This is a genomic window from Streptomyces sp. NPDC020917 (assembly GCF_044333795.1).
Classification (GTDB): Bacteria; Actinomycetota; Actinomycetes; order Streptomycetales; family Streptomycetaceae; genus Actinacidiphila.
In genome coordinates, this window is sequence record NZ_JBIRRR010000023.1 from 1 (window position 1) to 20,438 (window position 20,438).

At 74.0% G+C, this 20,438-nt stretch carries 10 protein-coding genes and 1 rRNA gene; 3 read left to right on the plus strand and 8 right to left on the minus strand.

All coding sequences use genetic code 11. From position 1 onward, the window contains the following. Window positions 1–84: ribosomal RNA gene (locus tag ACH4TG_RS34265) — 16S ribosomal RNA — on the minus strand; the annotation flags it as partial. Window positions 85–636: 552 nt separating this feature from the next. Beyond that, window positions 637–1,197 carry a MarR family winged helix-turn-helix transcriptional regulator gene (locus ACH4TG_RS34270; RefSeq protein WP_398246554.1) on the minus strand — a complete coding sequence of 187 codons (561 nt, stop codon included), beginning with the start codon at window positions 1,195–1,197 and terminating at the stop codon, window positions 637–639. 140 nt (window positions 1,198–1,337) lie between these two features. Between ACH4TG_RS34270 and ACH4TG_RS34275 the strand changes: the two genes are divergently transcribed. After that, window positions 1,338–2,636 carry an MFS transporter gene (locus ACH4TG_RS34275; protein ID WP_398246555.1) on the plus strand — a complete coding sequence of 433 codons (1,299 nt, stop codon included), beginning with the start codon at window positions 1,338–1,340 and terminating at the stop codon, window positions 2,634–2,636. A gap of 81 nt (window positions 2,637–2,717) precedes the next feature. Here the strand turns inward: ACH4TG_RS34275 and ACH4TG_RS34280 are convergent, their stop codons facing one another. After that, on the minus strand, window positions 2,718–4,448 hold the full coding sequence (locus ACH4TG_RS34280) for a SpoIIE family protein phosphatase (protein WP_398246556.1): 1,731 nt from the start codon (window positions 4,446–4,448) through the stop codon (window positions 2,718–2,720). Window positions 4,449–4,572: 124 nt separating this feature from the next. Next, window positions 4,573–5,922: an NAD(P)/FAD-dependent oxidoreductase gene (locus tag ACH4TG_RS34285; protein WP_398246557.1), complete on the minus strand. Its 1,350-nt coding sequence runs from the start codon at window positions 5,920–5,922 to the stop codon at window positions 4,573–4,575. A 369-nt stretch (window positions 5,923–6,291) separates the two neighbouring features. Between ACH4TG_RS34285 and ACH4TG_RS34290 the strand changes: the two genes are divergently transcribed. Both ACH4TG_RS34290 and ACH4TG_RS34295 read left to right on the plus strand, forming a co-directional pair. Beyond that, window positions 6,292–7,116 (plus strand): TetR/AcrR family transcriptional regulator, encoded by an 825-nt coding sequence (locus ACH4TG_RS34290; RefSeq protein ID WP_398246558.1) that lies wholly within the window; start codon window positions 6,292–6,294, stop codon window positions 7,114–7,116. A gap of 232 nt (window positions 7,117–7,348) precedes the next feature. Then, window positions 7,349–9,313: a sigma-70 family RNA polymerase sigma factor gene (locus tag ACH4TG_RS34295; protein ID WP_398246559.1), complete on the plus strand. Its 1,965-nt coding sequence runs from the start codon at window positions 7,349–7,351 to the stop codon at window positions 9,311–9,313. A 109-nt stretch (window positions 9,314–9,422) separates the two neighbouring features. Here the strand turns inward: ACH4TG_RS34295 and ACH4TG_RS34300 are convergent, their stop codons facing one another. The 4 genes from ACH4TG_RS34300 to topA form a co-directional block, all read right to left on the minus strand. Further along, window positions 9,423–10,157: a DsbA family oxidoreductase gene (locus ACH4TG_RS34300; RefSeq protein WP_398246560.1), complete on the minus strand. Its 735-nt coding sequence runs from the start codon at window positions 10,155–10,157 to the stop codon at window positions 9,423–9,425. Between the two features lie 99 nt (window positions 10,158–10,256). After that, entirely contained in the window at window positions 10,257–13,457 is a 3,201-nt protein-coding gene (locus tag ACH4TG_RS34305) for a BTAD domain-containing putative transcriptional regulator (protein ID WP_398246561.1), read from the minus strand. 574 nt (window positions 13,458–14,031) lie between these two features. After that, complete coding sequence (tmk, locus tag ACH4TG_RS34310) at window positions 14,032–17,283, minus strand: dTMP kinase (protein WP_398246562.1); 3,252 nt, start codon at window positions 17,281–17,283, stop codon at window positions 14,032–14,034. A 286-nt stretch (window positions 17,284–17,569) separates the two neighbouring features. Then, window positions 17,570–20,383 carry a type I DNA topoisomerase gene (gene topA, locus ACH4TG_RS34315; RefSeq protein WP_398246563.1) on the minus strand — a complete coding sequence of 938 codons (2,814 nt, stop codon included), beginning with the start codon at window positions 20,381–20,383 and terminating at the stop codon, window positions 17,570–17,572. Window positions 20,384–20,438 lie beyond the last annotated feature (55 nt).

Here is a 20,438-nt window from a genome sequence, read left to right on the forward strand (position 1 = left end):
CCCCGAAGGGCTTCACCGTTCGACTTGCATGTGTTAAGCACGCCGCCAGCGTTCGTCCTGAGCCAGGATCAAACTCTCCGTGAATGCTTCCGGGTCATCCCGGCAACACACGAAAGAGCGGGACGATCGGAGGAATAATCCGACCGCCCACAGCGTCCTCGCTGTGTATCGCCTTCCCAGCAACGGGAAGGACTTTCAAAGGAACCTCATCCCCTAAGGGGACGGGGTATCAACATATCTGGCGTTGACTTTTGGCACGCTGTTGAGTTCTCAAGGAACGGAAGCTGCCTTCAGCGGCCCTTTCAGGCCCCTCCGGGCTTTCCCTTCGTTGTGTTCCGACTGTATCAGACGCTTTCCAGTGTCTGACCCCCAGTCAGCGGGGTCCGTCTTCCCGGCTGTTGGGCCGTTCCGACGAGTGAGACTTTAGCGGAACCCGTCCCACCGGCCAAATCGGCCCGGTGCTTCGAAAGACCACTCGCATTCCGAAAAAACGCGCGACAACAGAACGACGTGACGAGTCACGTGTTCGGTCGACAAGGTTCCTGCGGGATGGCTGTCCGGGGACCGACCGGAGTCGGCGCTCACGTCGGACAACCCGAAGAACATTACGGGCCGGTCCGGACCGTGTCAACCCCGTCAGTCAAGATCTTCGAGGCGGCCGCCGGCGTCGGGCTGCGTGGACTCCACGCGGCGCAGCAGGCGGGTCAGGATGTCGCCGAGCGCGCCGCGCTCGTCGGGGTCCAGGTCCTGGAGGAGGTCGTCCTCGAAGACCGCGGCCATGCGCATGGTCTGGAGCCACTTCTCGCGGCCCTCGTCGGTCAGCTCGACGATGACGCGGACGCGGTTGGACTCGTCGCGCTCCCGGGTGACCAGGCCCTCGCTGACCATGCGGTCGATGCGGTGGGTCATGGCGGCGGGCGTGAGACCGAGCCGCTTGGCCAGGTCGCCGGGCCCGAGCTGGTAGGGGTGGCCCACGACGACGAGCGCCTTGAGGACCTCCCACTCGGAGTTGCTGATGCCCAGATCGACCAGCTGGCGGCCATAGGCGACGTTCATCCGGCGGTTGAGCCGGCCCAGGGCGGTGACGACCTTCTCCACCTGGGGGTCGACCTCGGGGAACTCGCGCTGGTAGGCGGCGACCTGGGCGTCGAGGTCCAGCTCCTGGGGTGCGCCTGGTGAACCCTCGGCTGCGGTCATGGGAATGAGTATGCCACGAACGACGTTGCCCTAAAGCCCTTCCGTATGTAATCTTTAGCTTCGAACTTTAGCTGTGAAGTCTTCGGACCGAAGCCCTTGAGGCTACGACCCGGGGACTCCTACGCCCGAAAGAGGTGAACGTGACCACGACCATGAGCGCCGCGCTGCGCCGGATCCAGCTGGGGAACGCTTTGAGCGCGTTCGGCAATGGCTTCACCGTGCCGTTCACGTTCATCTACGTGTCGCAGGTGCGCGGCCTGGGCGCGGGCACGGCGGGTGCGGTGCTGGCGACGTTCGCCGTCGCCGCGCTGCTGGTGCTGCCCTTCACCGGGCGGGCCATCGACCGCCGCGGCCCGGTTCCGGTCGCCGTGCTGGGCACGCTGCTGGCCGCGGCCGGCTCCCTGGGGCTGGGCCTGTCCGGTAGCGAGGCCGGGGTGGTCGCCGCGGCGGGCGCGCTGGGCGCGGGCGTTGCGGTGGTGTCGCCGGCGCTGGCCACGATGATCGTCTGGTGCTCGACGACCGCCACCCGGTCGCGGGCCTTCGCCACCCAGTTCTTCCTGAACAACCTGGGGCTCGGCGTGGGCGGCCTGCTCGGCGGGATGCTGGTGGACACCGCCCACCCGTCCTCGTTCCTGCGGCTCTACGCGATCGAGGCGGCGATGTTCCTGGTGCTGGGCGCGGTGGTGGCCGGCATCCGGCTGCCGCGCGCGCCGCGGCTGGACGAGGCGGTGCCCGGCGAGGACCGCGGCGCTGCGGGCGGCTGGCGGGTGCTGCTGGCGGACCGCTCGATGGTCATGCTGTGCGTGCTCGGCTTCGTGATGTTCTTCGCCTGCTACGGGCAGTTCGAGTCCGGCCTGTCCGCGTTCGCGGTCGAGGTCACCCGGATCTCCCCGGCGACGCTGGGCATCGCGCTGGCCGCGAACACCGCGGTCATCGTGCTGGCGCAGTTCGTCGTGCTGCGGCTGGTGGAGTACCGGCGGCGCAGCCGGGTGATCGCCGGGGTCGGCCTGGTGTGGACGGTGGCGTGGGTGGTCGCCTGGACGTCCGGCGTGGTGCACAGCCACCACATGGCGGCGGTGGCGGCGATCATCTCGACGTACGCGCTGTTCGGGCTGGGCGAGGCGATGCTGGCGCCGACGGTGTCGCCGCTGGTGGCGGACCTCGCTCCGGAGCGGATGGTCGGGCAGTACAACGCGGCGTTCGCGCTGGTCAAGCAGCTGGCGCTGGCGCTGGGCCCGGCGGTCGCGGGCGTGCTGGCCGGCACCGGGGCGTACAACGCCTACCTGGTGATGCTGGTCCTGTGCTCGCTCGGGATCTCGGTGATCGCGCTGCGCATGGGCCGCGGGCTCACCGGGGCGCAGGACAGCCCGATGCGGCCGGCGCGGGTCGTCGCGCAGTCGGCGCCGAAGCCCGCGGTCGAGGAGAGCATGGCCGCCTGAGGCGGCCCCGTTCATCGCGCAGTGCGGCCCCGCGGTCGGAAAGACCGCGGGGCCGCACTGCGCCATGTGGGGGCCGAACCCCTAGGCACCGCCGTCGGGGTACTCCGGGTACTCGGGCAGGGCGAACTCGCACCAGACGGCCTTGCCGCCGCCGGGGGTGCGGCGGGAGCCCCAGCCGGACGCGATGGTCGCGATGATCGAGATGCCGCGCCCGGACTCGTCGCCGGGTTCGGCCCTGCGGCGGCGCGGCAGATGCTCGTCCCCGTCGGTGACCTCGATGATCAGCCGGCGGTCGGTGCGGCGCAGCCGCAGCCGCATCGGCGGGTGGCCGTGCTTGAGCGAGTTGGCGACGAGTTCGCTGGCGGCCAGCACCCCCAGGTCGCGCAGTTCGACCGGGAAGCGCCAGGACGCGAGCACCCCGGAGGCGAAGGCGCGGGCGCGGGGTGCCGCCTCGATGCCGCCGAGCAGGTCCAGGGAGGCGTTGCGGAACAGCTCGGCGTCTCCCCCGGTGTGGTCGGGGTACTGCAGCACGAGCACGGCCACGTCGTCGTCGTGCTCGGAGGTGACGCCGAGGGAGCGCAGCAGGCGGTCGCAGACGACCTGCGGGGATCCGGTGGCTCCGGCCAGGGCCTGGGTCAGTGCGGCGATGCCGTCGTCGATGTCCTGGTCGCGGCGCTCGACGAGCCCGTCGGTGTAGAGGACGGCGGTGCAGCCGGGGCCGAGCGGGATGCTGCCGGAGGTGTGGATCCAGCCGCCGGTGCCCAGCGGCGGCCCGGTCGGCTCATCGGCGCGGCGGACCGTGCCGTCGGGGTCGCGGATGACGATGGGCAGGTGGCCGGCGCTGGCGTAGGACAGCCGGCCCTCGCTCGGGTCGTGGACGGCGTAGACACAGGTGGCGATCTGGGTGGCGTCGATCTCGGAGGCGAGTCCGTCGAGCAGTTGGATGACCTCGTGCGGCGGCAGGTCCAGCCGGGCGTAGGCGCGGACCGCGGTGCGCAGCTGGCCCATGACGGCGGCGGCGCGCACCCCGCGGCCCATGACGTCCCCGATGACCAGCGCGGTGCGGCCGGCGCCGAGGGTGATGACGTCGTACCAGTCGCCGCCGACCGCGGCGTCGGTCCCGCCGGGCTGGTAGGTGGCGGCCACCCGCAGGTCGTCGGGCTGTTCGAGTTCCTGCGGGAGCAGGCTGCGCTGCAGGGTGACGGCGGTCTCGTGCAGGCGCCGCTCGCTCTCGCGCAGCCGCTCGGCGGACTGCACCTGGTCGGTGACGTCGGCGGCGAACATCAGGACGCCGCGGCGCTCGGGGTCGGGGTCGTCGGCGTCGACGGGCGTGCAGGTGAAGGTGAAGTACCCCTGACGGGTGATGGTGGGACCGTCGCCATGGGTGACCTTGCGGGCCTTGACGGTGCGCGGCTTGCCGCTGCGGCGGACCTGGTCCATCAGCGGGAGCAGGCCGAGCTCGTCGAGTTCGGGCAGGGCCTCGCGGGCCGGGGCTCCGGTGGCGCGGGGGCCGAAGACCTCGGTGTAGGCGTCGTTGACGAAGCCGACGCGGTGGGCGGGGCCGTGCATGACCGCGATGAGCGCGGGGAGGCGGGTGAGCACGTCCGGGACCGAGGGTGCGCCTGTGACCTGGGCGAAGTCATCGGTGAGGGGGCCGTCTGCGGCCCGGGCGGCCTCGGGGCGTCCGCCGCCGACGACGGCGCGCCCCGCGGCGGGCGTGCCCGCGGGGTCGCCGGTCTTGGCGCGGGCCGCGGGGACGGCGCTGCGTCGCTGTGTTCCGGGGAGCCGGGCGCTCCAACGCGTAAGGTTCAAACGTCCGATTCCTCGTATGTGTCACTGTTTGCCAGTGCTGCTGCACGCGTGGTCACCCGCCCAGTGTGACCGAACGTGGCCCCCGGGGGGAATCGCCGCAGGCCCTGCGGGGCGGCGAGCGGCGTCACCGGGTGTCGGAACGGGGGCCGTGGTCGCCGGCGGCCGCCTCGAACTCGGCGCGCGGGTGCTCCAGCGAGCCGAGGGAGACGATCTCCCGTTTGAAGAGCCCGGCGAGCACCCACTCGGCGAGCACCCGGGCCTTGCGGTTGAAGGTCGGCACCCGGCTGAGGTGGTAGGCCCGGTGGATGAGCCACGCCCGGTAGCCCTTGATCTTGCGCCCGTAGAGCAGGGCGACGCCTTCGTGCAGGCCGAGGGAGGCCACCGAGCCGACGTGCTTGTGCCGGTACTCGGCGAGCGGCTGCCCGCGCAGCTCGGCGGCGATGTTGTCGGCCAGCACCTTCGCCTGGCGTACCGCGTGCTGGGCGTTGGGCGCGCACTCGGTGCCGGGCTTCTCCGCGGTCAGGTCGGGCACCGCGGCGGCGTCGCCGGCCGACCACGCGGCGTCGGTGCCGGCAACGCGCAGCGTGGCCTCGGCGACCAGCCGTCCGCGGGGGGACAGCGGCAGCCCGGAGGCGGCCAGCACCGGAGCGGGCTTGACCCCCGCGGTCCACACCAGGGTCCTGGTCGGCAGCCGGGACCCGTCGGACAGCACGGCGACGCGGTGCTCGCACGACTCCAGGCGGGTCTCCAGGTGGACCTCGATGTTGCGGCCGCGCAGCTCGCGCACCGCGTACTTGCCGAGCTCCTCGCCGACCTCGGGGAGGATCCGGCCGGTCGCCTCGACCAGCACCCACTTCATGTCCTCGGCGCGGACGTTGTGGTAGTAGCGCACGGCGTAGCGGGCCATGTTCTCCAGCTCGGCGAGCGCCTCGACGCCCGCGTAGCCGCCGCCCACGAAGACGAAGGTGAGCGCGGCCTCGCGCACTTCGGCGTCGCGGGTGGAGGAGGCGATGTCGAGCTGCTCCAGCACGTGGTTGCGCAGCCCGATGGCCTCCTCGACGGTCTTGAAGCCGATGCCGTGCTCCGCGAGGCCGGGGACGGGCAGGGTGCGCGAGACCGAGCCCGGGGCCAGCACGAGCTGGTCGTAGGGGATCTCCAGGGTCTCGCCGCCCTCGGCGGTGGCGAGCGTGGTGACGGTGGCGGTGCGCCGCTCGTGGTCGACGGCGCGGGCCTCGCCCACGACGATCCGGCACTTCGGCAGCACCCGGCGCAGCGGCACCACGACGTGCCGCGGGGAGATGGAGCCGGCCGCGGCCTCGGGCAGGAACGGCTGGTAGGTCATGTACGGCTGCGGTTCGACGACGACGATCTCCGCCTCGTCGCGCTTGAGCCTCCGCTGCAGGCGCAGGGCGGTATACATCCCCACATAGCCGCCGCCGACCACCAGAATGCGCGGCGTGCTTCCTTTGGCCAAAGCTACCGACTCCGTCATTGCTCCATGAGGCAATGGCCGGGTGGCGTTTGTCCACAGGCCGGACGGCACCGATTGCGGGTTTTCCCGCCCCTGGGGGGTGCCACGGTGCACCCATCACCGGGCAAAGCGCGCACCGCAGGACCATCCTCCGGACGTCCGTTCGGGTCCCCCGATCGAGGGACGGCGGGCGGCGCCCGGCGGGGGCGCCCGCGGGGCGGCGGGAGCCCCCGGGAGCCGAAACGCCCCCTTCTTTATTGACGCGGCCTCAACTATGTTCGTATCTCGTAGTACTACGCGTAACGCGTAGCGATCTTCGTAATGGGTGGGGAGTCTCCGGGGGGAGACTTACGGATTTCCGGGGGATGGGATATGCACATTCAGGACTCACAGCGCACCGCAACAGCGGTTTCTCACGGCCACAGCGGTTCCGGCCGTCCTGCTCCGCTTCGCGTCGACGCACAGCGCAACCTCGAACACGTCCTGCGCGCCGCGCGGGAGGTGTTCGGCGAGCTCGGCTACGGCGCGCCCATGGAGGACGTCGCCCGCCGGGCGCGGGTCGGCGTGGGCACCGTGTACCGCCGCTTCCCGAGCAAGGACGTCCTCGTCCGGCGGATCGCCGAGGAGGAGACGGCCCGGCTCACCGAGCAGGCCCGTACCGCACTCGGCCAGGAGGACGAGGCGTGGTCCGCGCTCGCCCGCTTCCTGCGCACCTCGGCCGCCTCGGGCGCGGGGCGGCTGCTGCCGCCCCAGGTCCTGCGCGTCCAGGGCAGTCCGGGTGTCGGGGACGAACCGGCCCGTGTGCCGCAGCAGCGCACCCGCGCGGCGGCGGCTCCGGGCGACCACACCACGTCCGTCATCGCGGGACCGGCCCGTGACGCGGGCGGGGTGCCGGCACTGCTCGACGTGGTCGGCCAGCTGGTCGACCGGGCGCGGGAGTCGGGCGAGCTGCGCGGCGACGTGTCGGTGGCGGACGTGCTGCTGGTGATCGCCACCGCGGCACCGCCGCTGCCGGACGCCGCCCAGCAGGCGGCGGCCTCCGACCGGCTGCTGGACATCCTGCTGGAGGGGCTGCGGTCCCGGCCCGGCGAGCGGCTCGGTGACGGGCCCGCGGCCCGCGACCGGGCGGCGGAGCACACGGCGCACCAGGTGACCGCCGACGGCCCCGGCCGGCAGCCGGCGGGCGACCCGACCTGAGCCGCGCGGCCGGTCCGCCGGCCGATGATCGACCCGACGGCGCCGCGTCTCCCGGACCGCACGGTCCGCGGGGGCGCGGCGCCGCCGCGTGCGCAGATTCGGCCCGAAACGGGCCCTCCGCCGGCGCCCGCGAGGCGCGAACGTGGAGGATCTGTGAACGCTTTCCGCACGGACGGGTGGTTGTTCGGCACTCCATGACGTCGTCTGATCGCGGTGTGCCACGCTTGCTCCCGTGGAAGAGGCGAACGGGGAGTCCGGCGGACCCGCAGCGGGGCCGGAGACCGGCGAGGAACTGCCGTCGCGCAGGGTGCCCGGACAGCGTGACCCCGTCGCGCGACCCGAACCGGACGCGTCCGGGCCCACCGTTCCCGCACCCGCGGGACCGCCCGGGGACGACGTCGACGAGCGCCCGAGCGGTCATCCGGCGCCCGCCCCCGACACCGCGGAAGGCCGGGCCGGCCTGTCCGACGCGGAGCTGGTGGACCTGGTCCGCGCCGGCCGGGACAGCGCCTACGAGGAGCTGTACCGCCGCCATGCAGAATCGGTACGCCGCTACGCCAGGACGTGCTGCCGCGACGCCCACACCGCCGAGGACCTGACCGGCGAGGTGTTCGCCCGCACCCTGCAGGCGATCCGCGGCGGCAGCGGCCCCGAGTCGGCGGTGCGCGCCTACCTGCTGACGACCGTCAGGAGGGTCGCGGCGACGTGGGGCACGTCCGCCAGGCGCGAGCACCTCGTCGAGGACTTCGCGGTGTTCGCGGTCACCTCGGCGGGCGCCGCCGCCACCGAGGACACCGCGGAACTCGGCGCCGACGTGCGCGCCATGCACCAGGCAGAACAGAGCCTGGCCGTCCGCGCGTTCCGCACCCTGCCCGAGCGCTGGCAGACCGTGCTGTGGCACACCGCGGTCGAGGACGAGTCGCCGAGCACCGTCGCGCCGCTGCTCGGCCTGACCCCGAACGCCACCGCCGTGCTCGCCCACCGCGCCCGGGAGGGGCTGCGCCAGGCGTATCTGCAGGCCCACGTGAGCTCCAGCCTCACCGCCGAGGGCGAGTGCGCGCGGTTCGCCGACCGGCTCGGCGCGCACGCCCGCGGCGGCCTGCGGGTGCGGGCCGACCGGGAGCTGAACCGGCACCTGAAGGACTGCTCCCGCTGCACCGAGGCCTCGCTGGAGCTGGCCGACCTCAACTCCGCGCTCAAGGGCCTGCTTCCCGTCGCCTACATCGGCTGGTTCGCCGCCGTCTACGCGGCGAAGTCCGCGGGCGCGGTGGTGGCCGGCGGAGCGGTCGCGGCGGGCGCCGCGGGCGGTGCCGCGGCGGCGGCCTCCGGCTCCGGCGGCAGCGCGGGAGCGGCCGGCGGCGCGGCCGCCGGCGAGGGACTGGGCGCACCGGTGAAGGCGGGCATCGTGGCGGCCGTGGTGGTCGCGGCGGCCGCCACCGCGCTGGCGTTCGCGCTGACCGGTGGCGACGGGCACCCGGCGCCGGCCCCGAAGGCCCTGCCGCCCACGACGGCCCCGGTGGCGACCGTTGCGCCGCCGCCGGCGCCGAAGCCCGCGCCGTCGAAGAAGCCGCCCGTGGTGCCCCCGCCGCCGGCGCCCGCGCCGAAGCCCACGCCGGCCGCCACGACTCCGGCACCGCCTCCCCCGCCGAAGCCGTCGCCCAAGGCGACCCCCGCACCCACGCCGACCCCGACTCCGACCCCGACACCCAGCCCGACGCCCACGGCGACACCCACCCCCACCCCGACACCGCCGCCGGTCTACCAGGTCGACGCGCTGCCGGTCGGCCACCCGGGAGACGGGGCCGCCGAGCCGACCATCCGCAGGACCGGCGGGCGCGGCTGGTGGTGGGGCCGCTCCGGACTGAGCATCGGCGGCGTCGAGTACCAGCACGGCATCACCGTGCACGCGCCGTCGTCGGTGACCATCGACCTCAACCGGGCCTGCGTGGCGTACGACGCGAAGGCCGGGGTGGACGACATCACTCGGCTCTTCGCGGCCGCGGTCACCTTCTCCGTGTACGGCGACGACACCGAGCTGTGGTCGTCGGGCCCGGTGCGCGCCGGGGATCCGGCGGTGCCGGTGCACGTCGGCCTCAAGGGAATCTCGACGCTGCGGCTGGTGGTCGACCCCGCCGGACGCGGCCTGCACGCGGCGAACCTGTCCGACTGGGCCGACTCCGTCATCACCTGCAGCTGACCGGCGGCCGTACGGGGCAGCGCCACGCCAGGGGCGTCCACCGGTCCCGCCCGACGCCCGCACGCACGAACGGCCGGCCCCTTCCGGGACCGGCCGTCCGCCGACTGGGTCAGTGCGCGGAGGTCGGCGGGACCTCGCAGACGCCGTCGGCACAGGCCGCGGCGTCCGGGTCCGCGTCGGGCCCGCCGTCCGTGCCCGGGTCCTGCGCGGCCGCGGTCTGCTGGGCGACCTGCTCCAGCACCCGCAGGAACGTCGAGGTCTCCTGGCCGCCCTGCACCGCCCACTGGCCCTCGAAGACGAAGGTCGGCACCGCGGAGATGCCCAGCTGGTGGGCCTCGTCGATGTCCGCCTGGACCTCGGCCCGCAGGTCGTCGGTGTCCAGGAAGGCGGCGACGGCCGCGCGGTCCAGGCCCGCGGCGGCAGCGGCGTCGGCCAGCTGCGCGCGGTCGCCGATGTCCATGCCCTCACCGAAGTGCGCGGCCATCAGCCGGCCCTTGAGCCGGGCCTGCGCCTCGGGACCGTAGGTCTCCAGGGCGAACCGCAGAAGGCGGTGGGCGAGCAGCGAGTTGTTCTCCACCACGGTGTCGAAGTCGAAGGTGATGCCCTCGGCCGCCCCGAGCTGCGTCACGCGGTCGTCCATGGCCACCGACTGCGGGCCGTACTTCTGCGTCAGCACCTCGCGGTGCACGCGCGGCTCCAGCGGGGCCGCGGGGTCGAGCTGGAACGGCCGGTAGACCACCTCGACGGAGTCCGCCTGCGGGAACGCCGTCAGCGCCCGCTCGAAGCGGGCCTTGCCCACGTAGCACCACGGACAGGCGATGTCGCTGTAGATCTCGACCTTCACGGCTCTCCCACTTCCCGCCACACGACGGCGCTTCCGGCGCCGGGTACCTCACCCAAGGTACTTGAATACTCAATCAGGGCAACCGAGAGCACCGCTGCGCTATTCCCTGCCGGAACCGCCGGCCAGCGCGCTCAGCAGGTCCACCACCGTGGTCCTGTCGTGGCCGGCCCCGGCCGCCCGGGCGGCCGCCAGCGCCGCCGGATCCAGCGCCGCGGCTGCCCGGCGCTGCAGCTCCTCGTCGGCCCGCAGCTCCGGCACCGTACGCGGCAGCCGTCCCCGTACCGCGCCGGCCACCGCCGACAGCCGCACCGCCCCCGGCAGGTCGCCCGCGGCGGCCAGCACCCCGGCCGCAGCGTCCACCTGCTCGGCGACCACCGGATCGGTGCAGCCGACCGCGACGGCCTGCCGGGCCGCCTCGGCCATGCCGGCCAGCGCCGTCTGCGTGTCGCCCTCTGCGGCGGCGACCCGCGCCTTCAGGCCGAGCACCATGACCTGGAAGCTGGGCGGCGGGGTCCCGTCCGCGGCGTGCCCCTCCACCAGGTCGGCCAGCTCCCTGGCCGTGGCCGTGTCACCCTGCCGCAGCAGCAGGACGGCCTTGACGTAGCGGATGTAGGTGCGGGCGTCCCACACCGCGAACCGCTCGGCGTCCTCCTCGGCCTGCGCGCACAGCTTGCGCGCCGCATCGTCGTCGCCCGCCCGGTGCTCCAGGTCGGCCATCCGGCCCAGCAGGAAAGGGTTCTCGCTGTACGCGCCGAGTTCCGTGCCCAGCCGCAGCGCCTCCTCGAAGTCGGCCCGCGCCGCGTCGTACTGGCAGCGCACCGTCTCGATCTCCGCGCTGGCACCGTGCAGTTGGGCGCGGATCCAGCGGTCGCCGAGGCCCGCGCACAGCGGCCGCAGCTCCGCCAGGTCGGCGTCGGCCTCCGCCAGGGCGCCGGGCGAGTCGACCGTCACATGCGTGCGGAACATCAGCGCCACGGCCAGTTCCCAGTCGCCGCCGTGCACACGGCAGTTGGCGACGACCTCGTCGATGTGGCGGCGGACCGCGCCCGAGCCGCCGAACAGATACACCGCGAACGGCCACAGCATCCCCGGGAAACGCGCGGCCGGCGGCCCGCCCTGCCGGTAGGCGGCCATCAGCGCGGCCGCCTCCTCCTTGGCCTCCGGGGAGTACCACTGCTCCTCCGACGCCCGGTCGCTCTTGACGAAGAAGTCCAGCATCCGCACGTCCAGCCGCGTCCAGTACAGCGGCTCCGACGGGTCCTCGCCGCGCTTCCCGCTCAGGGCGAGCGTCCGGTCGAGCCACTCGCAGGCCTCGTCGCGGTAGTTGCGCAGCCACCAGAACCAGCCCATGGCCAAGACCATCGCCAGCGCGTCCGCCTCGTTCCGCTCGCCCACCACGCGGTGCAGGGCCGCACGGATGTTGTCCAGCTCGGTCTCCAGCACCTCCATCCAGTGCAGCTGGTCGCCGGCCCGCAGCTTCGGGTCGGTCGTCACGGCCATTTCGCGGAAGAACGCGGTGTGCCGGGCGGCCGCCGCCGCGGCCTCCTCCGGGACCGCGGTGAGGCGCTCGGCGGCGTACTCGTGGATCGTCTCCAGCAGCCGGTAGCGGGTGCCGCCCGTGCGGCCGTGCTCGGCCACCACCAGGGACTTGTCGACGAGTTGGGCGACCGTCACCAGCGCGTCCGGGCCGCACACCGCCTCCGCGGCGGCGAGCGTGCAGCCGCCGGAGAACACGCTGAACGCGCGCAGCGCGGCGCGCTCCGGCTCGTCCAGCAGGTCCCAGCTCCAGTCCACGACCGCGCGCAGCGTCTGCTGGCGCGGCAGCAGGGTGCGGCTGCCGCCTGTCAGCAGCCGGAACCGGTCGTCCAGCCGGTCGGCGATCTGCCGCGGCGACAGCGCTCGCAGCCGGGCCGCCGCCAGCTCGATGGCCAGCGGCAGCCCGTCCAGCCGCCGGCAGATCTCGTGCACCGCCGCCGCGTCCTCCGCGCTCTCGTACGCCGCGGCGCCGGTCCGCACCACCGCCGCCCGCTCGCCGAACAGCCGGTACGCGGGCGCCGGCGGCAGCGGCTCCACCGGCCGCACCACCTCCCCGGGCACACCCAGCGGTTCCCGGCTGGTGGACAGCACCGTGACGCCCGGGCACACGGCCAGCAGCTCCGCGGTGAGGTCGGCCGCCGCGCCGATCACGTGCTCGCAGTTGTCCAGCACGAGCAGCAGGCGGCGCTGCGCGCAGTAGTCCAGCAGCCGCTCAAGCGGGTCCTCGGCGTGCCCCTCGGCCGGCCGGTCCCGCGAGGCGGTCAGCACATGGGTGTCACGCCGGCCCAGCGCGCTGAGCACGGCGTGCGGGACGCCGGCGGGGTCGTCGAGCGGGGCCAGCTCGGCGAGCCACACCCCGTCGGGATAGTCCGTACGGTCCGCTGCCTCCTGGGCCAGCCGCGTCTTCCCCGAACCGCCGGGCCCGGTCAGCGTGACCAGCCGTACCGACGCCAAGTCAGCCGCGATGTCGCCCAGTTCGGCCTCCCGGCCGACGAAGCTGGTGAGGCGGGCGCGCAGGTTGCCCCGCGGCGGCGGCGCGCTCCCCGGCCGGGACCGCGGCCCGGCGGCCTCCTGCTGCAGCAACTCGGCGTGCAGGGCCCGCAGTTCCGGGCCAGGATCGGCACCGAGCGTGTCCGCGAGGACGGTCCTGGCCACCTCGAACGCCACGAGCGCGTCCGCGGTACGCCCCTCGGCACGCAGCGCCCGGATCAGCTGCACATGGAACGCCTCGTCCAGCGGATGGTCCTCGACCGCCTCGCGCAGCGCGGGCAGCGCCTGCGCGGCCCGGCCCATCGCCAGGTCCGCCTCGATCCGCAGCCGCCGCGCGGTCAGCCGCAGCGCCTCGGGACGGGCGGCCGCGGCCGCCCGGTCCGGCAGGTCCGCGAACACCGGCCCGCGCCACAGCGCCAGGGCCCGCCCCAGCGTCTCCGCCGCACCCTCCGGATCGCCGCCCTCCAGGGCGCGTTCCCCTTCCCGCAGCGCCGCCTCGAACACGAACAGGTCGACCGCCCCGGGCTCGGCATCGAGCCGGTAGCCCCCGGGCTCCGACGTCACGGCCTCCCGGCCCAGGATCCTGCGCAGCCGCGCGACGAGCGCCTGCAGCGCCCCGGGCGCGTCAACGGGCGGCTCGTCCGCCCACACCTCCCCGATGAGCCGCTCCGGGCTCACCGCCCGCCCCGCATGCATCACCAGCACGGTGAGCAGTGCCCGCAGCTTTCCCCCGCCCAGAGGCACGGCCGACTCGCCGTCCCACACCTCCGTCACACCCAACACCGAATACCGCCGCACGCCCCTTATTCTCCCCACCCCTCCCCCCACCGCACCGCAGTCTCCCTTCCCCACCCGCAGCCGGGGACCGGCCGGGAGGGGACGGTACGGGAGTGTCCCCGCAGGAACTGTGCATGCGCCCGGGCAACTTGGCGGAGGGAGCCGCACGCACAGTTCCGAGGAGACACTCCCGTGGCGGCCCCGACCCCACCCACCGAAGGTGCACCGCCAGGGGCGCGGGGAACTGCGCGACCAACCGAAGCGGACCGTAGGACGGGAACGGCGCCCCGGGGGCACCCCGGGAGCCGCAAGGGGCGCGGGGAACTGCGCGCTCAGCCGGAACGAGCCCGCCCGACGGCAAAGCACCCCTGGGGGCACCCCGGATCCCAAGGGGCGCGGGGAACTGCGCGACCAACCGAAGCGGACCGTAGGACGGGAACGGCGCCCCGGGGGCACCCCGGGAACCCCAAGGCTGCCGCGGGAGCACCCCCGGAAGCAAGGCCGCCCGGGGACACCCCCGGGAAGCCCCCAGGCGCAGCCTGGTCCGCCAGCCCCGTGCGACGGGGACCCCTTAGCGGCGCCCCCCAGCCGGAGGCTCCCCCTCATCGTGCGGCCCCAACAACTCATCGGCCAGCGACGGCAAATCGTCGAGCGGCGTCGCCTCGGCCCACTCGGACCTGGGCCGGCGTCCGGACGCCGCCTCCGTCCCCGACGCCCCCGGCGCGGGCAGCTCGCGCGTCCGCTCGCTCTCCGACGCCTCGGGCCGGAACAGCCACGGCGGCACCCGGTCCGCGGGATCGGCGTCCCGGGCCGTCCCCGGCACCGGCGGCATCATCGTCGTGGTCTCGGACCCGTCCGTGCTCTCCGCGGACCCCGAGCCGGACCTGGGCTCCGACCCGGACTCGCCCCTGTCACCCGCGCCGGAGTCGCCGGACGCCTCGTCCACCCGCTCGGGCAGCGGCGTCATCACCGTCGTCGTCTCCGACGCCCCGGGAGCGTCGGACGGCTCGCCCGCCGCGGCCACCGGCGTGAGCACCGTCGTGTCCTCGGTACTGCGCTCGGCAGGACTGTCGTCGCCCTCGTCGCCCCCGGCGCCCTGCTCGTCCTCGCGATCGGCACCGCCCTGCGGCGAGTCCTGCGACGAACCGCCCTGGGAGGGCGCGGAGGATCCGGAACCCTCACCCTCGGGAGCGATCTGCGGCAGCACCGTCGTCTCCGCGGCAGCCGCCTCGGCGGCAGCGGCAGCGGCCGCCGCCCGCGCGGCCTCGGCGCGCAGCAGCGCCTCCTCGGCCTTGCGCTGCTTCTCTGCGCGCCGCTCGTCCGCCTCGGCGCGCAGCCGCGCCTGCTCCTCGGCGAGCCGCCGCAGCCGTTCCTGCTCGGCGGCGTGGGCCGCGGCCTCGGCCTCTCGCTTGGCGGCGGCCTCCGCCTCGATGCGGGCGGCCTCCTCCGCGCGCAGCCGTGCGGCCTCCGCCTCCTGCGCGGCCTTGCGCTCGGCGATCTCGCGCCGCGCGGCCTCCTCGGCCGCGAGCCTGCGCTCCTCCTCCTCGCGCCGCAGCTTCTCCAGCTGCGCCTGCCGCTCGCGTTCGAGCCGCTCCTCCTCCGCCTTGCGGGCCGCTTCCTCGGCGGCGAGGCGGGCGGCCTCCTCGGCGGCCTTGCGCTCGGCCTCCGCGCGGGCCTCGATCTCCTTCTCGGAGAGCGGCAGGAGCTGGTCGAGCCGGTGCCGTACGACGGTGGTGATGTCCTCCGGCGCCTGCCCCGCGTCGATGACGAGGTAGCGCGCGGGGTCGGCGGCGGCCAGGGTGAGGAAGCCGGCGCGGACCCGCTGGTGGAACTCCGCCGGCTCGGACTCCAGGCGGTCGGGCGCCTCGGTGAAGCGTTCCCGCGCGGTCTCCGGCGCGACGTCGAGCAGGACGGTCAGGTGCGGGACCAGCCCGTCGGTGGCCCAGCGCGAGATGCGGGCGATCTCGGTCGGCGCCAGGTCGCGGCCCGCGCCCTGGTAGGCGACCGAGGAGTCGATGTAGCGGTCGGAGATGACGACCGCGCCGCGCGCGAGGGCGGGCCGCACCACGGTGTCGACGTGCTCGGCGCGGTCCGCCGCGTACAGCAGGGCCTCAGCACGGTGCGAGATCCCCGCGTCGGAGACGTCGAGCAGGATGGACCGCAGCCGCTTGCCGACCGCGGTGGCACCGGGCTCGCGGGTGACCACGACCTCGTGCCCCTTGCCGCGGATCCACTCGGCGAGCGCCTCGACCTGGGTGGACTTGCCCGCGCCGTCGCCGCCCTCCAGCGCGATGAAGAAGCCGGTGTCGGCGGGCGCGACGGCCGGTTCGGCGCCGCGCAGCGCCTCGCGCAGGTCGCGGCGCAGCGGCACGCCCGTGCGGTCGTCGGTCTTGCCGAGGACCAGCGCGGCGACCGGCAGCAGCAGCGCGCCGACGAGGATCAGCGTGTACGCGGCGCCCTCGTGGTCGAAGGTGAAGTGCCCGTGGTGGATGCGGTGCGGACCGATCGCGCCGGCCACCAGCGGTGCGGCGATGGCCGCGACGGCGACGACGGCGCGGGCGACCGCCTGCAGGTGCTCGACCGTGCGGGCCCTGCGCGGCTCCTCGGCCTCCTGCTCGATGAGCACGTGGCCGATGTTGGCGGTCAGTCCGGCGCTGAGGCCGGCGAGCAGCGCGAGCAGCAGCACGCTCGCCTGGTCGGCGACGATGCCGGTGAGCAGCAGGGCGATGCCGGTGAGGCCGATCGTCATGGCGAGCAGCCGGCGGCGGGACAGGCCCGGCAGGGTCCTGGGCGCGACCCTGATGCCGATGACGGTGCCGGCGGTGAGCGCCAGCACGAGCAGGCCGAAGCCCACCGGGCCGAAGTGGAGTCCGGCGGCGCGCAGCACGGCGAGCGCCACGGCGGCGCCGATCGCGCCGGCGACCGCGGCGGTGGCCAGGACCAGCAGCGGCAGCGCGCCGGTCCTGCCGCGCTCGGCGCCCGCCGGGCCCTTGGGCAGCCGCAGCCCCTCCAGGGGGGAGCGCGGCCGGACGGCGGTGCCGGACGGCAGTTCGAGCAGGTAGAGGATCGCGATCGACGACGAGAACAGTCCGGCGGCCACGTAGGAGGACAGCGCCACCTGGTGCAGGTGGAACCAGTCGGCGCCGAGCGCGATGAGGGTGTTCACCATGGTCACCAGGACCAGCGCGGCGGCGGCCAGCGGCAGCGCCACGAAGCTGGTGCGCAGGTCCAGCCGGTGCAGGGTGGCCAGGTGGTCGGGCGCGGGCCGCACCGAGGACTCGCCGGCCGGCAGCAGCAGCGGCGCGGCGCCGTCCTTGGCCACCGCCCACAGGCGGTCGGCGACGCCGGCGACGAACGCGGTGACGAGCAGCCAGATGTGCGCGGAGTCCGGCACCCAGGTGATCCACAGCGGCGCCACGATGAACAGCGCGAGGCGCACGCCGTCGGCGCCGATCATCGTCCAGCGCCGGTCCAGCGGGCCGCCCTCGGCGGTCAGCGAGGACAGCGGGCCGAGCAGGACGGCACCGAAGAGCAGGGTCGCGACCAGGCGGGCAGCGAACACCGCGGAGGCCGCGAAGGCCACACCCCGGTAGCCGCCGCCGAACGAGTGGGAGGCCGCGACGGCCTGCACGGTGAGCAGGAGCAGCACGAGCAGGCCGAGGCGGTCGGCGACCGCTCCGGTCAGCTGGGCATTCCACAGCCTGCGCAGCGCGGGGATCTTCAGCAGTGCACCCACTGCCCGTTCACGGGAGTCCGCCGCGAGGTCGGTGGCGAACGTGTCGGTGACGTCCGCGGGCGGCGCCGGCTGCTCGGATCGCGTCATCCTGACAGCCTAGCCGCCTCCGGCGCGGCCACTCATGTCGGTTCGGCCCTTCCGGGGGGCGCTCCGTGGGGCGCGGGCCACCGGCGCGACCGACAGCGCCACCGGCCGGTGGACGGCGGCGAACCCGTCCGGGCCGGACGCGCCCCGACGGGCGCGGGGAACTGCGCGACCGGCCGACGGCGCCCACGGGTCGCCACCCCCCCCCCCCCCCCGGAGGGGCGGTTCGGTCCGTGCCGGACCACCGGCCGGTGGGTGGCTGAGCGCGCAGTTGTAGGCCCTGACGGGCCTACTCCGAGGGGGCGGCCTTCTTCGCCGTGGTCTTCTTGGCCGCCGTCTTCTTCGCCGTGGGCGCCGCCTTCTTGGCCGCCGTCTTCTTGGCCGCGGCCTTCTTCGCCGGTGCCTTCTTCGCGGCGGCCTTCTTCACCGGCCCCTTGGCGCGCTTCTCGGCCAGCAGCTCGTAGCCGCGCTCCGGCGTGATCGTCTCCACGTCGTCGTCACGGCGCAGCGTCGCGTTCGTCTCGCCGTCGGTGACGTACGGGCCGAAGCGGCCGTCCTTGACGACGACCGGGCGCTCGCTGACCGGGTCGGTGCCCAGCTCCTTGAGCGGCGGCTTGGCCGCGGCCCGCCCGCGCACCTTCGGCTGGGCGTAGACGGCCAGCGCCTCGTCGAGGGTGATCGTGAAGAGCTGGTCCTCGTTCTCCAGGGAGCGCGAGTCCGTGCCCTTCTTCAGGTAGGGGCCGTAGCGGCCGTTCTGCGCGGTGATCTCGACGCCCTCGGCGTCGGTGCCGACGACGCGCGGCAGCGACATCAGCCGCAGCGCGTCCTCCAGGGTGACGGTGTCCAGGGACATCGACTTGAAGAGGGAGGCGGTGCGCGGCTTGATCGCGTTCTTGCCGGTCTTCGGGGTGTCCTCGGGCAGCACCTCGGTGACGTACGGGCCGTAGCGTCCGTCCTTGGCGACGATGGGCCGCCCGGTGGCGGGGTCGTTGCCGAGTTCGAAGTCGCCGCTGGGCTTGGCGAACAGCTCCTGCGCGTACTCCACCGTCATCTCGTCCGGCGGAAGGTCGTCGGGGACGTCCGCGCGGCGGTGCTCCTCCTCGCCGCGCTCGCCCTTCTCCACGTACGGGCCGTAGCGCCCGACGCGCAGCACGATGCCGTCGCCGACCGGGAAGGAGGAGATCTCGCGGGCGTCGATCGCGCCCAGGTCCTCGACGAGTTCCTTGAGCCCGCCGAGGTGGTCGCCGTCGCCGTTGCCCGCGTTGGCCGCGGACGGCACGGCGTCGGTCTCGCCCTCGTCGGAGCCGAAGTAGAAGCGGCGCAGCCATGGCACGGCCTGGGCCTCGCCGCGGGCGATCCGGTCGAGGTCGTCCTCCATGGACGCGGTGAAGTCGTAGTCGACCAGCCGGCCGAAGTGCTTCTCCAGCAGGTTGACCACCGCGAACGACAGGAACGTCGGGACGAGCGCGGTGCCCTTCTTGAAGACGTAGCCGCGGTCCAGGATCGTGCCCAGGATCGTCGCGTACGTCGACGGGCGGCCGATCTCCCGCTCCTCCAGCTCCTTGACCAGCGAGGCCTCGGTGTAGCGGGCGGGCGGCTTGGTGGCGTGGCCGTCGGCGGTGATGCCGGTGGCGGTCAGCGGGTCGCCCTCGCTGACCTGCGGCAGCCGGCGCTCGCGGTCGTCCAGCTCCGCGTTGGGGTCGTCGGCGCCCTCGACGTAGGCCTTGAGGAAGCCGTGGAAGGTGATGATCTTGCCGGACGCGGAGAACTCGGCGTCCCGGCCGTCCGCGGAGGCACCGCCGACCCGGACGGTGACGGACTGCCCGACGGCGTCCTTCATCTGGGAGGCGACGGTCCGCATCCAGATCAGCTCGTAGAGCCGGAACTGGTCGCCGGTCAGGCCGGTCTCCGCGGGGGTGCGGAAGCGGTCGCCGGAGGGGCGGATCGCCTCGTGCGCCTCCTGCGCGTTCTTGACCTTGCCGGTGTACACACGCGGCTTGTCCGGCAGGAACTGCGCGCCGTACAGCTGGGTGACCTGGGCGCGGGCGGCCCGGACCGCGGTCTCCGACAGCGTGGTGGAGTCGGTACGCATGTAGGTGATGAAGCCGTTCTCGTACAGCTTCTGGGCCACCTGCATGGTCGCCTTCGCGCCGAAGCCGAGCTTCCGCGACGCCTCCTGCTGGAGGGTGGTGGTGCGGAACGGCGCGTACGGCGAGCGGCGGTAGGGCTTGGACTCGACGCTGCGCACCGAGAACTGGGTGTCGGCGAGCGCGGCGGCCAGCCCGCGGGCGGCGGTCTCGTCGAGCTGGAGGACGTTGGCGCCGGCCTTGAGCTGGCCGGTGGAGGCGTCGAAGTCGCGGCCCTGGGCGACCCGGCGACCGTCGACGGCGACCAGGCGGGCGGTGAGCGTCGACGGGTCGGAGGCGTCGCCGGCACGGCCGGTGCCGAAGGTGCCGAGCAGGTCCCAGTACTCGGCGGAGCGGAACGCGATCCGCTCGCGCTCCCGCTCGACGACGAGGCGGGTGGCGACGGACTGGACGCGGCCGGCCGACAGCCGCGGCATGACCTTCTTCCACAGCACCGGCGAGACCTCGTAGCCGTACAGCCGGTCGAGGATGCGCCGGGTCTCCTGGGCGTCGACGAGGCGCTGGTTCAGCTCGCGCGGATTGCGCACGGCTTCCTGGATGGCGTCCTTGGTGATCTCGTGGAACACCATCCGGTGCACCGGCACCTTGGGCTTGAGGATTTCCTGCAAATGCCAGGCGATGGCCTCGCCCTCGCGGTCCTCATCGGTGGCGAGGAATAGTTCGTCGGACTCCTTCAGGAGATCCTTGAGCTTCTTGACCTGTGCCTTCTTGTCGGCGTTGACGACGTAGATCGGCTGGAAATCGCTGTCCACATTGACGCCGAGCCGGGCCCACGGCTGGCCCTTGTACTCCGCCGGCACTTCGGCGGCCCCGTTGGGGAGGTCGCGGATGTGCCCGACGCTGGCCTCGACGACGTATCCCGGGCCGAGATAGCCCTTGATCGTCTTCGCCTTGGCAGGCGACTCGACGATGACGAGTCGGCGGCCGCCTGGTGCGGTCTCGCGGGTCGGGGACAACTTCGCTCTTCTCTCCGGGTCGAAGGGGTGTCGCTGCGGAGTGTGACCGTACCTC